At 75.0% G+C, this 14,835-nt stretch carries 7 protein-coding genes; 3 read left to right on the plus strand and 4 right to left on the minus strand.

Annotated features, from left to right (window positions below):
- Window positions 1-8: 8 nt before the first annotated feature.
- Window positions 9-1,688 (minus strand): serine/threonine-protein kinase, encoded by a 1,680-nt coding sequence (locus IF129_RS05195; RefSeq protein ID WP_191208172.1) that lies wholly within the window; start codon window positions 1,686-1,688, stop codon window positions 9-11.
- A gap of 418 nt (window positions 1,689-2,106) precedes the next feature.
- Between IF129_RS05195 and IF129_RS05200 the strand changes: the two genes are divergently transcribed.
- Both IF129_RS05200 and IF129_RS05205 read left to right on the plus strand, forming a co-directional pair.
- The gene (locus IF129_RS05200) at window positions 2,107-5,145 is read left to right on the plus strand and encodes an FtsK/SpoIIIE domain-containing protein (RefSeq protein ID WP_191208173.1); all 3,039 of its coding nucleotides are present in this window, start codon (window positions 2,107-2,109) and stop codon (window positions 5,143-5,145) included.
- A 156-nt stretch (window positions 5,146-5,301) separates the two neighbouring features.
- The gene (locus IF129_RS05205) at window positions 5,302-7,485 is read left to right on the plus strand and encodes a bifunctional glycosyltransferase/CDP-glycerol:glycerophosphate glycerophosphotransferase (RefSeq protein ID WP_263576201.1); all 2,184 of its coding nucleotides are present in this window, start codon (window positions 5,302-5,304) and stop codon (window positions 7,483-7,485) included.
- Between the two features lie 68 nt (window positions 7,486-7,553).
- On the opposite strand, the gene IF129_RS05210 is transcribed toward IF129_RS05205, so the two are convergent.
- The 3 genes from IF129_RS05210 to IF129_RS05220 all read right to left on the minus strand — a co-directional run bounded on the left by IF129_RS05210 (window position 7,554) and on the right by IF129_RS05220 (window position 14,077).
- Window positions 7,554-12,530 carry an NAD-glutamate dehydrogenase gene (locus IF129_RS05210; protein WP_191208175.1) on the minus strand — a complete coding sequence of 1,659 codons (4,977 nt, stop codon included), beginning with the start codon at window positions 12,528-12,530 and terminating at the stop codon, window positions 7,554-7,556.
- A 318-nt stretch (window positions 12,531-12,848) separates the two neighbouring features.
- Entirely contained in the window at window positions 12,849-13,514 is a 666-nt protein-coding gene (locus tag IF129_RS05215; protein ID WP_191208176.1) for an HAD family hydrolase, read from the minus strand.
- Window positions 13,515-13,576: 62 nt separating this feature from the next.
- The gene (locus tag IF129_RS05220; protein ID WP_191208177.1) at window positions 13,577-14,077 is read right to left on the minus strand and encodes a DUF6912 family protein; all 501 of its coding nucleotides are present in this window, start codon (window positions 14,075-14,077) and stop codon (window positions 13,577-13,579) included.
- Between the two features lie 280 nt (window positions 14,078-14,357).
- On the opposite strand from IF129_RS05220, the gene IF129_RS05225 reads away from it, so the two are divergent.
- Window positions 14,358-14,783, plus strand: a complete 426-nt coding sequence (locus IF129_RS05225) for an Rv3235 family protein (RefSeq protein ID WP_224754245.1) — start codon at window positions 14,358-14,360, stop codon at window positions 14,781-14,783.
- The last annotated feature ends 52 nt before the right edge of the window (window positions 14,784-14,835 follow it).

Genomic DNA, 14,835 nt, shown 5'->3' on the forward strand with positions numbered 1-14,835 from the left:
TTCTCCGCTCAGCCCGCCGTGCCCCCGTCGGTGGTGGCGCCCACGCTGTCGCGGACGTTGTTGAACCAGTCGACCATCGTCTCCCAGAAGCTGCGGCCTTCGGCCACCCACTCGGGAACGGGGGTGAAGTTCCAGACCAGCGCGACGATCGCGACGAGCATGAGGATCATGAACAGGCAGCCCTTGAGGCAGCCGAGGCCCGGGATGCGCATGGGGTTGGCGCTGCGCCGCCTCGGCGGCCGGGGCTCGCGCGGGGCCCGCTCCGGGCGGCGCTGCTCGTACCGCTGCGGCTGCGGCTCGTACGACCGAGGCTGCGGCTCGTAGTGCTGGGGCGCGGGTGCGGGCTGCTGTGGCGCGGGCTGCGCGTACCGCTGCGGGGGCTCGGCGTACCGCTGCGGGGGCTGCGCGTGCTGCGGAGGCCGTGCGTCGGTGGGGCGCTGCGCGGCCGGGCGGCGGGCGGGCCGCCGCCGCAGCGGGTCCTGGTCCGGGTCGAGCGGCTGGAACTGCGTCTGGTCGTTGCGCTCCCGCGCGGCGCGCATCTGGTTCTGCCACGGGTGGGGGTCGTCCCCGGACGGCTGCTGCGGCGGTGGCTGCTGCGGCATCACGGTGGTGCGGTCGGCGCCGCCGCCCGGCCCGTCGCCGGGCGCCCCGTGCGGCATGACCGTCGTCGCCGCGTTCGGGTCGTACCCGGCGCCGGGGCCGCCGGACGGCAGGACCTGCGTCGGGTCGGCGTCGCCCGCTCCCGCTGCCGGAGTCGTCCCGGGGACCGGGGCGGGGCTGGGGTCGGGGGCGAGCAGGGCGGCCACGCCGAGGGCCGCCTCGTAGGCGGCCGGGCTCGCGGTGGGCGCCAGGCCGACCGCCACCGTCCGCAGGGCCCGGGCCAGTGTGACGGCGCCCGGCCGCTCCTCCGGCGCCTTGCGCAGGCAGTGCTCGATGACGGTCCACAGTGGCTCGGGGACGCCGGCGGGGCGGCGCGGCTGCTCGTTCAGGTGCCGGTGCAGCACTTCCAGCGCGCTGCCCCCGCTGAAGGGCGGCCGTCCGGTGAGCGCCTCGTAGAGCAGGATGCCGGCGCCGTAGACGTCGACGGCGGAGGTCTGCGGCCGGCCCTCGGCCGACTCCGGTGCGACGTAGGCGGGGGTCCCGACGAACTCGTGCGTGCGGGTGAGGCCCGGGGAGTCCGCGAGCCGGGCGATGCCGAAGTCGGTGAGCATCGGCCGCATGCCGTCGGCGTCCTCGGCGAGGAGGACGTTGGCGGGCTTCAGGTCGCGGTGAACGACGCCGTCGTCGTGGCTGGAGGCGAGGGCGTCGGCGATCTGCGCGGTCAGCAGGGCGGCGGCGACCGGCGTGAGCGGCCCGTGCTCGCGCAGGTAGCGGTGCAGGTCCGGGCCCTCGACCAGGTCCATGACGAGGGCGAGCAGATCGCCCTCCACCACCAGGTCGCGGGTGCGCACGATGTTCTCGTGGGTCAGGCGCAGCAACGCCGAGCGTTCGCGCAGGAAGCGCATGACGACGTCCGGGTCGCCGGCCAGCTCCTCCTTGAGGACCTTGATGGCCACGCGTTCACCGGGGCTGCCGGTGACCGCCGCCTCCGCGCCTGCCGCCTCGCGCTGGCGCCCGCGCCACACGGTGCCGGTGGCGCCGCGTCCGAGCGGCTCCTCGAGGAGGTACTTGCTGCCTACGGGCCGCACGTCATCGGCTCCCTGGTCGTTCCTGCCGGGCTGGGCGCCCGTCCGGATGGTCCGGGCTTGAATGATCTTGGACGCTGCCGGGCCGATCGGTCCAGCAGTCGGGCACGGCTCGCGCGGGCGGCCGCCCGCTCCACTGTAGTCGGGGCCCGGACGGACCGGCGGGGGATCGGGCGGAGCGCGTTCCCCCGCCGGTCACGGGGCGGCGGGGTCGGAGGCCACCTCGCCGGGCGGGGACGGGGGCGGTCGTGATACGTACGTGCTTGGTCGAAAGTGTTACCCCGTCAGATGTGAACTCGGTCACAAGCGGTCCCTCTTACGCGTGACCCGGCTCAATCAAGATCATTGGACCGTGCTCGCGGCATGCCTTGTCGGTCGCGGGTGGCAGGATGCACCGACGGGGCTGAACCGGGAGGGGCCGATGCCGAATCAGATCCGGCTCACCGTCCGTGGGCCACGCGCCGGCGCGGGGCAGGGCGCGGACGCGTGTGACGTGCTCGTCACCGCGCCGCCCGGCACCGTGCTCGCCGCCGTCACCGGCGGCCTGTCCGCCGCGTGGGCCGCGGCCGGCGCGGGCGCCGCCGCGCCGGCCGCGCCGTCGCGGGAGGGCGAGTCGGCCGCCGTCTTCGTGGGGGGCAGGCGGCTCGACGCCCAGCGGCACACCCTCGGCGAGCCGCCGCTGGTCGACGGCGCCGTCGTCTCCCTGCACCAGCCCTTCGAACCCCCCGCCGCCCCGACGCCGAGCGGCCCCCGGCTGCACGTGGTCGCCGGGCCGGACGCGGGCGGCGTCCACCTCCTGCACGGCGGTCACGTCCGCATCGGGCGCTCGGCCGACGCGGACGTCGTCCTGGACGATCCGGACGTGTCGCGGCTGCACTGCGTCGTGACGGTCGCGGAGACCGGTTCCGTCACCGTGGCCGACCTCGGGTCCACCAACGGCACCACGGCGGACGGCGTCCCCGTCGCGGAGCGCCCGGTCGCGCTGCGGCCGGGCACGTCCCTGCGGGTGGGCGAGTCCGTCCTGCGGCTGCGGACGGACCCGGTGGCCGTGGCACCCGAGCCGGGCGCGCCCGCGCCCCGGCGGAGCCCGGAGACCACCGGCCGACAGGGCGCGGCGCTGGCCTTCGTCCCGGAACAGGCCGGGCCCGACGGGGCCCGGGGCCGGGGCGGTCCCCCGGGGGCGGCCGGACCGACGGGCGGCGTCACGCACGGATCCGGACTGGCGGGCCCGCCCGCGCCGTTCCTGCCGCCCGGGCCGCCCACCCCCGGTCCGCCCGCGCCCACCCTGCCCGGCGGGCCCGCCGCGGCGGACCGCGCCGCCGTCGAACGGCGGGCGGTGCGCGGGATGAGCGCCTGGGCCCGCCGTCTGTCGGGCCGGCGGAACCTCCCCGAGCCCGGCGACGGCCTCCCCGGACCGCCGGCAGCGGCCGTGCCCGGTGGCCCGGTGCCCGCACCCGACCCGGGCCGCTGGCCGGACGCCGCCGAGATCCTGCTGACCGCCCTCGGACCCGGCCCCCGCCTGTGGGAGCGGCACCCCGCCCACCGGGACGCCCTGACGGTCCGCCTGGGCACCGCCCATCACGGGGCCCGCGCGGGCAGTCCGGTGACGGTGTCGCTGCGGGAGGCGGGTTCCCTCGGGCTGGCCGGCCCCCGGTCCCGCATGCTGTCGCTGGCCCGTTGGGTGCTGGCCCAGCTCGTCACCCTGCACCCTCCCGGCGGGCTGGAGGTCGTGCTGCTGGCCTCCGGCCGGGGCGCGTCCCGCACCCGGGAGTGGTCCTGGCTCGGCTGGCTGCCGCACCTGCGCCCGGCCCACGGCCAGGACTGCCGCCTGCTGTTCGCGTTCGACCGGGAGCAGGCCACCGCGCGCACGGCGGAACTCGCACGCCGTCTGGAGGAGAGCCCGCTCGGCCCCGACTGGACGAGCGCCGAGCCGGCGGACGTCATGGCCGCCGCCGCCCACCACACCGGCCCGGCCACCGTGCTCGTCGTGGACGGCGACCCCGGCTCGGCGGCGCTGCGCGAGTCGGTGGCGCGGCTCACCTCCGGCGGCGCGGCGGCGGGGGTGCACGTGCTGTGCCTGGCCGAGACGGCCCCCGCGACGCCGTCGTCGCCGCAGTCCGAGACGCTGGCCGCCGCGAACGCCGTGCTGCCCGCGTTCCGTGAGTGCGGTGCCGTCGGGCTGCTGAGCGGGGCCGTCGCCACGGCCGTCCGTGTCGTGCGCCGGGGCGGGGACCGCGCGGGCGAGCCCGCCACGCTGGACGGCGTGTCCCCCGCCTGGGCCGAGCGGGTCGCCCGGGCGCTCGCCCCGCTGCGGGAGGCGGAGGCCGTGGAGGCGGGCGTTCCGGCGCCCCGGCACGCCGCTCCCCTGCCGGACGGTTCCCGGTTGCTGGAGGAGCTCGGCCTGGCCCGGGCCACTCCGGCGGCGGTGCTGGCCCGGTGGCCGGAGGCGGCGGCACCGCCCGGAGCCGGCCTCGTCCTCGGCGCCGGTCCGCGCGGGCCCGTCGACGTGGACCTGGCGGCGGCCCACAGCCACCTGCTGATCAGCGGCGCTGCGGGGAGCGGCAAGTCGGAGCTGATCTGTTCGGTCGCGGCGGCCCTCGCGGCGGGCGACCGCCCCGACCGGCTGGCGCTCCTGCTGGTCGACGGCGGCACCGGCCGGACGCTGCGGGCGGCCACGGAGCTGCCGCACGTGTCGACGTACCTGGACGCCGGTGATCCGGTGCGGATGCGGGCCTTCGCCCAGGCCCTGAGCGGCGAGCTGAAGCGGCGCGCCGAGCTGTTGGAGGGCGAGTCCTACGCGTCGCGCGCCGTGCCCGGTCGGAGCGGCAACGCGGCGGCGGACACCGGCGGCCCCGAGGGCGCGGCGGTACCCGACCTCGCGGGAGGCGGCGTGGACGCCGACCGGGGCACGCTCCGGCTCCGGCCGCGCACCGCCGGTGGTGCGCCCGACCAGGTGCTGCCCCGGCTGGTCGTGCTGGTCGACGACCTCGACGCCCTGGTCGCCCCCGCCCTGGGCAACCCGGGCCGTCCGGCGGCCGGATCCGTGGTGCGCGCGCTGGAGACGGTCGCCCGGGAGGGCGTGCGGCTCGGCGTGCACCTCGTCTCGGCCACGGGCCGGCCGGACCGGACCGCCCACACCGCGGCGGACCAGGGGTCGGCGCTGCGCGTCGCCCTCGGCGGCTCCCCGGACGGGGGCGGCCCGGCCGGTCGCGGGGTGCTGCACCGCCCGGACGGCTCCTCGACACCGTTCCAGGCGGGGCGCGTGACCGCCCGTATCCCCCGCACGGCGACGCAGCGCCCCACGGTGCTGCCGCTGGACTGGGGGCGGGCCGGTGACCCGCCGACCCGGCGGCCCGTCCGTGAGCTGGGCAACGGTCCGACCGACCTGGCGCTGCTGGCCAGCGCGATGGAGCGGGCGACGGCCGAGTCGGGGGCGGTGCCGGTGCCGCCGCTGGTGTAGCGGGGGGGGTGGGGGCGGCCTCCCACGGATGGGGTACTCCGGGGTCGGCCGGTCGGGTGGGAAACGCGGTGCGGTGGTCCGGATGGCGTGGCACCGCGTGCGCGCCACGCATTATCGGCTTAACAGACCGGCCCCGTGACCGCGCCCACCCCTGGGATGTGTGCCGTGCCCCGCTTCAGCATCATCGTTCCCGCCCATCAGGTCCACGCCTACCTGCCCGAGTGCCTGGAGTCCGTCCTCTCCCAGTCCTTCACCGACTTCGAGCTCCTCGCGGTGGACGACGGCTCCCCCGACGGATGCGGCGGCCTCCTGGCCGAGGCGGCCGGGACCGACCGGCGGGTGACGGTGCTGCGGCTGGCGGAACCGGGCGGGCCGGGACCGGCCCGGAACGCCGGGATGGCGCACGCGCGCGGCGACTACGTCCTCTTCCTCGACAGCGACGACGCGCTGGCCCCCGGCGCGCTCCAGGCCGTCGCCGACCGGCTGGAGGACACCGCGGGGCCCGACGTCCTCGTCTTCGACCACGAGCGCGCCTTCTGGCACGGCCGCATCGAACGCAGCGTCCCCGCCGGCATGCTGGACCACCGCGAGCCGCAGGTCTTCCGCGCACAGGACCGGCCGGGGCTGCTCCGCCTCCCCGCCGTCGCCTGGAACAAGGCCTACCGGCGGGAGTTCCTGCTCCGGGGCGGCCTGCGGTTCCCACCCGGCGCCTACGAGGGCGTGCCCTTCACCTGGTGGACGCTGCTGACGGCCGAGGCCGTCACCGTGCTGGACCGCGTGTGCGTCCAGCACCGGCGCCGCAGGTCCGGCGGGCTGCTGGCGCAGGCGCCCCGGCGGCACTTCGACGTCTTCGGCCAGTACGACCGCGTCTTCGCGCTCGTCGGCGAACAGCAGCGGTTCGCCCGGTGGCGGCCGATCCTCTACCGCCGTATGAGCGACCACCTGGTCTCCGTCATCCTGGCCCCCGGACGGCTGCCGCGTTCCGCCCGCGCGGAGTTCTTCCGGCGCAGTGGCAAGCAGTGCGCGCGCTACCGGGACGCCGCCGGCCGCACCGACCTGCGGCACCTGCTGCTCCGACTCGGCGCCCGGCGCACGTTCCGCCTGCTGTGGGCGGCGGGAAGCCTGCGGCGCCGACTGCGCGCCGCCGTTCGCGCCGTGCGGGGCCCGCTGCTGCGGACGTACTACCGGATCCACCTGCGCCGGCGCGTCGACCCGGCGCTCGCCGTCTTCGCCGCCCCGGCCGAGGGCGGCTACGCGGGTGACCCGGCCGCGCTGGAGGCCACCGCCCGCCGGCTCGTCCCCGGGCTGCGCACCGCCTGGGTGGGCACCGCCGAGGAGGCACCGGACCTGCACCGCAGGGTGCGGCGCCTCCAGCCGGGCTCGGCGGCGCACCGGCGCGCCCTGGCACGGGCGAAGTACCTGGTGACCAGCGGCGACGTCGAGCCGGGGCTGCGCAAGCGGCAGGGCCAGATCCTCGTGCGCACCCACGTGGGCACGCCGCTCGCCCGGGAGGGCCTGGACCTCGGCCACCACCCGGTGGCCGGGCTCGGTACCGACTTCGCGACGCTCCTGTCCCGCATCGACGCGTGGGACTACAGCGTCTCGGCCAACCGGCACTCCACCCTCGCCCGCGAACGGGCCTACCCCGGCGCGTACACGACGCTGGAGTACGGCGCGCCGCGCAACGACGTCATGTACCGGGCCACGGCCGACGACGTCGCCCGCATCCGGACCGAGCTCGGCGTGCCGCCCGGCACCGTGGCCGTCCTGTACGCACCCGCCGAACGGGACTACCCGCACGGGCGGCCCCGGCTGGACCCGGCCCGGCTCGCCCACACGCTCGGCCCCGGCTTCACCGTGCTGGACGGCGGCGCGCCGCGCGGCCCCCACCGTTCGGCGACCCGGCTGTGCCTGGCGGCCGACGTCCTGGTCACCGACTACGCGCCGCTGATGTTCGACTTCGCCAACCTGGACCGACCCATCGTCATCCACGCCGACGACTGGGAGACCTACCGGGCCACCCGGGGCACCTACTTCGACCTCACCACCGCGCCGCCCGGCCCGGTCGTCCGCGACCTTCCGACGCTGGTGCGGCTCTTCCACAGCGGCGCCTGGCGGGCGCCGCAGGGCGCGGAGCTGCGGGCGGCGTTCCGGGAGCGGTTCTGCCCGTACGACGACGGGCACGCGGCCGAGCGCGTCGTGCGGGCCGTCTTCCTGGACGGCGCCGGGCTCGCGCCCGTCGTCCCGCCGCACGAGCGCAGGCCGGCCCCGCTGCCCCCGTCCGCGCCGCGCGTCGTGCGTCCTGCGGAGACCCTGCGTTCCACGCGCTCCGGCGTGTAGGACGCGGCCACACGAGCGCGGGCCGGACGGGCTGCTCCCCGTCCGGCCCGCGCTCGTGTGCCGTCCCGTCAGCGGTTGCTGCGCAGCAGGGTGCGCATGGTGCGCATGGCGACCGACAGGTTCGCCAGGTCGAACGTCTCGGAGCTGTGGATCTCCTCCAGCGTCGCCCGGGCCCGCCCGAGGATCGCGGCGTTCTTCTCCTCCCACGCCTTGAACCGCTGCTCGGCGGTGGCCGTGGCGTCGCCGCCCGACAGCACGTCCGCCGTGAGCAGCTGGTGCGCGGCGTACAGGTCCTCGCGGATCGCGGCCCGGGCCATGGACTGCCACCGGTCGGCGCGCGGCAGCTCGCTGACGCGGTCCTGGAGCTGGGTGATGTTCAGCCGGTCGGCGAGGTCGTAGTACACCTCGGCGACGTCCAGGAGCTCGCGTCCGGTGCGGTCGGCGACGGCCACGATGTCCAGGGCCGGGAAGACCGAGGAGAATCCGGCGACGCGGCGGGCCAGCTCCGAGGGCACGCCCGCGTTCTCCAGCTCCTCGTGGATCGCCTCGAACCAGGCCAGGTCCTCGCCCTTGAGCAGGGCGGGGAGCTGCGACCAGACCGTCTCCACCCGCTCGCTGAAGACCTCCACGGTCTCGGCGAGCAGGAGCGGCTGCGGGCGGTTGCCCAGCAGCCAGCGGGTGGCGCGCTCCACGAGGCGGCGGCTGTGCAGCCGGATGCGGGTCTGCGTCTCGGCGGCCACCCGGTTGTCGAGCGTCTCGACCTCGTCCCACACCCGGGACATGTCGAAGATGGCCCGTGCGGCGGTGTGCGCGCGCACGATCTCCTCGGTCGTGGCCCCCGACTCCTCCCGAAGCCGGTGCAGGAACGTCGAACCGCCCGTGTTCACCGTGTCGTTGACGAGCACGGTGGTGACGATCTGACGGCGCAGCGCGTGGTGGTCGATCTCCTCGGGGAACCGCTCGCGCAGCGCACCCGGGAAGTAGGAGTGGGCCAGCCTCCGCAGGTAGGGGTCGTCGGGCAGGTCGGTGCCGATCAGCGCCTCGGTGACGGTGATCTTGGCGTAGGCCAGCAGCACCGCCAGCTCGGGCTGGGTGAGGCCCTGCCCGCTGGTCTGCCGCTCCCGGATCTGCCGGTCGGAGGGCAGGTGCTCCAGGGAGCGGTCCAGACGACCCGAGCGGGAGAGGGCGCGCATGAAGCGGGCGTGGGCCTGGAGCAGGCCGGGGGCCGTCTCCAGCGCGTTGGCCAGCGCCACGTTCTGCGCGTAGTTGGTGCGCAGGACCAGCTCGCCGACCTCGTCCGTCATCTCGGCCAGCAGGGCGTTGCGGTGCTTGACGGTCATGTCCCCGTTGCCGACGACGGCGTTGAGGAGGATCTTGATGTTGACCTCGTGGTCGGAGGTGTCCACCCCGGCGCAGTTGTCGATCGCGTCGTTGTTGACCCTGCCGCCGCACAGGGCGTACTCGATCCGCCCGAGCTGGGTGAGGCCGAGGTTGCCGCCCTCGCCGACGACGCGGGCCCGCACGTCGCTGCCGTCGACACGGATCGCGTCGTTGGCCTTGTCGCCGACGTCCTGGTGGCTCTCGCTCGACGCCTTCACGTACGTGCCGATGCCGCCGTTCCACAGCAGGTCGACGGGCGCCTGGAGGATGGCCTGCATCAGCTCCGACGGCGTCAGCTTCGTCGCGGAGGACTCCAGGCCGAGGGCTTCGCGCAGCTGCGGTGAGACAGGCACCGACTTGGCGCTGCGCGGGAAGACGCCGCCGCCCGCGGAGATCTTGTCGGTGTCGTAGTCCGCCCAGGAGGACCGGGGCAGCTCGAACAGCCGGCGGCGCTCCGCGTACGAGGTCGCGGCGTCCGGATCGGGGTCGACGAAGATGTGCCGGTGGTCGAAGGCGGCGACCAGGCGGATGTGCTCGCTCAGCAGCATGCCGTTGCCGAAGACGTCACCGGACATGTCGCCGACGCCGACGACCGTGAAGTCCTGGGTCTGGGTGTCGTGGTCCAGCTCGCGGAAGTGCCGCTTGACGGACTCCCAGGCGCCGCGCGCGGTGATGCCCATGCCCTTGTGGTCGTAGCCGGCCGAGCCGCCGGAGGCGAAGGCGTCGCCCAGCCAGAAGCCGTAGGAGACGGCGACCTCGTTGGCGATGTCGGAGAAGGTGGCCGTCCCCTTGTCGGCGGCGACGACGAGGTACGTGTCGTCCTCGTCGTGCCGGACGACGTCCTTGGGCGGCAGCACCTCGCCGTTCAGCAGGTTGTCGGTGATGTCCAGCATCCCGGAGATGAAGGTGCGGTAGCAGGCGATGCCCTCGGCCAGCCACGCGTCCCGGTCCGCGGCCGGGTCCGGCAGCCGCTTGCCGACGAATCCGCCCTTCGCGCCGACGGGCACGATGACCGTGTTCTTGACCTCCTGGGCCTTCACCAGGCCGAGGATCTCCGTGCGGAAGTCCTCCTTGCGGTCCGACCAGCGCAGACCGCCCCGGGCGACCTTGCCGAAGCGCAGGTGCACGCCCTCCACCCGGGGCGAGTACACCCAGATCTCGTAGGAGGGACGCGGTGCGGGCAGGTCGGGAATCGCCTGCGGGTCGAGCTTCATCGACACGTAGTCGTGCAGCTCGCCGTCGTCGGTGCGCTGGAAGTAGTTGGTGCGCAGGGTGGCCTTGATGACGGTGAGGAAGGAGCGCAGCATGCGGTCCTCGTCCAGGTTGGCCACCTGGTCCAGGGCGCCGTCCAGCTCCTCCAGGAGCCCGTCGAGCAGTTCCCGCCCCGCGTGCTGCCGCTCCGGGGCGAGGCGCGCCTCGAACAGGCTCACCAGCAGCCGGGTCGTGTGGACGTTGCGCCGGAGCGTCTCCTCCATGGTGGCCTGGCCGAACTTCGCGCCCGCCTGCCACAGGTAGCGGGCGTAGGCACGCAGCACCATGGCCTGCCGCCAGGTCAGTCCGGCGGCCAGCACGAGGGCGTTGACGCCGTCGTTCTCGGCCTGTCCGCGCCAGACGGCGGCGAAGGTGTCCTGGAAGCGCCGGCGGGCGTCCTCGCCCAGGGCGTCCGCGCTGGGCTCCGGCAGCCGCAGCCCGAAGTCGTAGATCCACACCCGGGTGCCGTCGGCCGTACGCAGCTCGTAGGGCCGCTCGTCCACGACCTCCACGCCCATCGCCTGGAGGATGGGCAGGACGGCGGAGAGCGAGACGGGCTCACCGGTCCGGTAGATCTTGAAGCGGCGTTCGCCGGGAGCGGCGCCGACCGGTTCGTACAGGCTCAGCGCGAAGTCCTCGCCGGTCTCGTCCAGCTGCGCCAGGTGCTGGAGGTCGGCGACGGCCGCGCGGGGGGAGAAGTCCTCCTTGTAGCCCTCGGGGAACCCGTTGTTGCCGAGGGTGCCGAAGCGGCGGCCCAGCTCGGCGGCCCGCTCCTCGCCGCACTCGGCGACCAGGGCCTCCGCGAAGCCGTCGGCCCAGGAGCGCGCCGCCTCGGCGAGGCGGTGCTCGATGCGGTCGGCGTCGGCGTCGGTCAGGCGGCCCAGCCGCGAGCCCGGCTCGACACGGACGACGAAATGCAGCCGGGAGAGGACCGACTCGGTGTTCCAGGCGGTGAAGTCGACGCTGGTGCCGCCCAGTTCCTCCCGCAGGATGTCGATGAGCCGCAGCCGCACGTTCGTCGTGTAGCGGTCGCGCGGGAGGTAGACGAGCGCGGAGTAGTACCGGCCGTACTCGTCCTGACGGAGGAACAGCCGCAGGCGGCGGCGCTCCTGGAGGTACAGGACGGAGATCGCGATGGAACGCAGCTCGTCCACCGGGATCTGGAACAGCTCGTCGCGCGGGTAGGTCTCCAGGATCTGGAGCAGGTCCCGGCCGTCGTGGCTGTCGGGCGTGAAGCCGGCGTGCGAGAGCACGGCCTCGACCTTGCGGCGGATCACGGGGATCTGCCGGACGCTCTCGACGAAGGCGGACGCGGCGAAGAGGCCCAGGAAGCGGCGCTCGCCCACGACGTTCCCGTCGGCGTCGAACTTCTTCACCCCGACGTAGTCGAGGTACGAGGAGCGGTGCACGGTCGCACGGCTGTTGGCCTTGGTCAGCACCAGCAGCCTGCGCTCGTGCGCCTTGGCGCGGGCGTCGGGACTCAGCCGGTTGAACGACGGCGAGACGGGGTGCCCCTCGGCGTCGGCGGTGTGCGTCGGGTCCGCCCGCAGGATGCCCAGGCCGGTGCCGGGCACCGACTTGAGCACGTCCGACCGCTCCCCGCTTTCGTCGGTGGACCGCGCCAGCTCGTACTCGCGGTACCCGAGGAAGGTGAAGCGGTCGTCGGCGAGCCAGCGCAGCAGCTGGCGCGCCTCGGTGACCTCCTGCTCGGACAGGTCGTCGGTGGGCTCGTTCGGGAGCTCGTCGGCGATGGCCAGGGCCGTCCCGCGCATCTTGCGCCAGTCCTCGACGGCCTCCCGGACGTCGGACAGGACGCGGCGGAGGTCGAGGGTGATCTGCTGGAGGTCGGTGGCGTCCGTCTCCCGGTCGATCTCGACGTGGATCCAGGACTCGGTGACGGCGTCCGGCGGCAGCTGCTCGGGCCGGTGGGTGCTCGGCTCCGGGGAGAGCGGGTCACGCCCGGCGTCCAGCACCTCCAGCAGCTTGCCGGTCACGTCGCGGCGGACGATCACCTGCGGGTGGATGACGACGTGGATGCCCCGGTCCTCGCGGGTCAGCTCGTTGGTGACCGAGTCGACGAGGAAGGGCATGTCGTCGGTGACGACCTCCACGACCGTGTGGGTGCAGGTCCAGCCGTTCTCCTCGACGGAGGGGGTGTAGACCCGGACGTTCGCCGTGCCCTGGGGACGCTGCTGGGCGAGCCGGTGGTGCGAGAGGGCGGCTCCCAGCACGTCCACGGGCTCTCGGTCGGCCAGGTCCTCCGGTGCCGTGTGCAGGTAGTAGCGCTGGAGATACGCACCCAGCGCCTCCGGCGTCAGCCCCTGCACCGGGAGACTCCCGGTGGGGCTGCCCTCAGCGGCCTGGGCGGCTCGCCCGAGCAGATCGGCCTTGGCTTCGTCCAGCTTGGTCTGCATGTCCTCTGGCTCCTGTCGCGCGCCGTTGCGTGACGTCAGATGGGGTGTCCGGTCGTACAGGGCAAGACGTCGACGCCCTCGCGGGCCGTTCCAGTTCGACGGTATGCCGGGAAACTCGATCAGCAACCGGCACTGCCTCGCGACGTCGCGGGCGGAGTACGGGGAGGGCCACGTCGCCTACGTCCCCGGGCACGGCTATGGCGCTGATCACGGGGTAAGGCTATCTCCCCGGGCCGGGGGCGCGTCATGGTCCGTATGTGTACAAAAGCGGGGCCGGAAGTTTGACGGTCTGGACAGCCCCGTCACGCGACACGTGCCTTACCGGGCCATGCGCTCCGCCTCCGCCACGGCCTCCGCCAGCGTGTCGACCACCGGAACGCCGGCCTCCGCCAGGCTGGCCCGACTGTGGGAGCCCCCCGTGTACAGGACGGCCCGCGCCCCGACGTGCCGGGCGGCCAGCGCGTCGTCCACGGCGTCGCCGATGACCACCGTGCGCCGCGGGTCGACGTCCGTCAGCGACGCCAGATGCCGGGCCATGTGCGCGGCCTTCCCGTGCCCCGACAGCGGGGTGGCGAGGCCGTCGACCCGCGTGAAGCGGCCCTCGATGCCGTGCCTGCGCACCAGGGGTACGAGGTGGTCGTGCGGCGCGAGGGAGCACAGCGACTGGGTGCCGCCCGCGGCCTGCCGCGCCGCGAGCAGCTCGGCCGCGCCCAGCGTGAGCGTCACCGTGTCGACCCGGTCGAAGTAGTGCCGGTGGAAGCACTCGTTCAGCACGGCGAACTCCTCGTCCGTGGGAATCCGGCCGGTCAGCTTCTCGTAGAAGCGCGGCACCGGCACGCAGTACAGCTCGCGGTAGCGCTCCAGCGTCACCGGCTCCATGCCGACCTCGGCGAAGGCCAGGTTCGTCGCCTCGATGACGGCGTCGATGTCGTGCAGGAGCGTGCCGTTCCAGTCCCAGACGATGTGAGTGGTCTCCCCATGCATGCACTCGACGGTACCCGCAGGCACCGACACGCGGCCGGGCCCGCCCCCGGCGGGCCCGCCGCTCAGAGCAGGTCGCCCAGCTCCTGCGTGGCGTACCAGAGCAGCTCGTGGCCCTCCGCCCCGTCCACCGCGTGACGCGCGACCTCGTCGCCCCCGTCCGCCGCGTGCAGCGCCCCGACCGCGGCGGTGACGTCGGCCACGGCGTCCCCGGCGTCGACGTGCACGGCGGCCGCCTCGGCCAGCGGCACGGTCCCGTCCACCCGGACCCGGCCGACGGCGTCGTCGTCCGACCCCCGGTCGGCGACGGAGACGGCACGGTCGGCGACGTCGACCGCCACCACGACGCGGCGCCGGGGTGCCGCCGGGTCGTCCGCGAGCAGCCGCAGGGAGCCCAGCGCCGCCGCACCGAGGGCCGCGTACTCCAGCTCCTCGACGTCGTCGGACGCGCACCACGCGCGCAGCGCGGGCGTGACCGCGAAGGCGGCGAGCGGGGCGGGGCCGAGCTCGCCCCGCCGGTGCGCCACGGCCAGCCGGGGCAGGGTCAGGGGGACGTAGAGGCGCATGGACTGCCGCTTTCGTGTGAGGCCGGGCACCGGACTGCCCGCCAGGATACGGCCCCCGGGCCCGCTCGCCCGCCGAGCGGGCCCGGCCGCACCGCAGGTCAGTCGGGTCACCGGTCAAGGGGTGAGCGCCGGACGCCGGAACGGGTGAACGTGGGCAACGGCCGACGCGCGACAGGCGCGGCGTTGCACGAACGTGACGTCACGGATACAAAGAGTGACCAAAGCTACTGGCCAGTAGCGCAGCTTCCGTTCATCTCACGCCGCTTCACGGGGAATCACCATGATCACCACACACACCAGCCGGCCGCCCGGTCGCCAGGACAGCCGACGACCCTCACGGTCGGCGCTGGCCGCAGCCCGCCGCAGCGCACGGGACCGGCTGCCGCACTACTGGTTCGCACACCGGCTGCTCCAGGTCCTCAGCGGACAGCGGCCCGTGCACAGTCTGCTCGGTCACGTCGAGGGACGTGCCTACGACGACCTCCTGCGCATCGCACCGCTGGCGCCGCTCGCGGGGACGCGGCCGGGGCGGGAACCCGCACTCCTCCAGGTCGGCGCGTCCACCCCCGGCCCCGGGGTGCTGGAGGCCTACGCGCGGGTGCGCGTCGGGGAGCGCACCCGCGCCCTGGCCTTCCGACTCGAACAGGCACCGGACCGCCGGTGGCGGTGCGCCGCCGTCGAGTCGGATCTGAGCTGCCGCACCTGACGCCGGAGGGGCCGGAGACCACTGCGGCGGTCTCCGGCCCCTCCCGTCACGC

Origin of the sequence: Streptomyces chumphonensis (assembly GCF_014779715.1) — a bacterium.
Classification (GTDB): Bacteria; Actinomycetota; Actinomycetes; order Streptomycetales; family Streptomycetaceae; genus Streptomyces; species Streptomyces chumphonensis.

Bases quoted from the DNA above. Each gene is read 5' to 3' on its own strand.
- IF129_RS05200 (WP_191208173.1), top strand. From the start codon at position 2,107: ATGCCGAATCAGATCCGGCTCACCGTCCGTGGGCCACGCGCCGGCGCG.
- IF129_RS05205 (WP_263576201.1), top strand. From the start codon at position 5,302: ATGTGTGCCGTGCCCCGCTTCAGCATCATCGTTCCCGCCCATCAGGTC.
- IF129_RS05210 (WP_191208175.1), bottom strand. From the start codon at position 12,530: ATGCAGACCAAGCTGGACGAAGCCAAGGCCGATCTGCTCGGGCGAGCC.
- IF129_RS05215 (WP_191208176.1), bottom strand. From the start codon at position 13,514: ATGCATGGGGAGACCACTCACATCGTCTGGGACTGGAACGGCACGCTC.
- IF129_RS05220 (WP_191208177.1), bottom strand. From the start codon at position 14,077: ATGCGCCTCTACGTCCCCCTGACCCTGCCCCGGCTGGCCGTGGCGCAC.
- IF129_RS05225 (WP_224754245.1), top strand. From the start codon at position 14,358: ATGATCACCACACACACCAGCCGGCCGCCCGGTCGCCAGGACAGCCGA.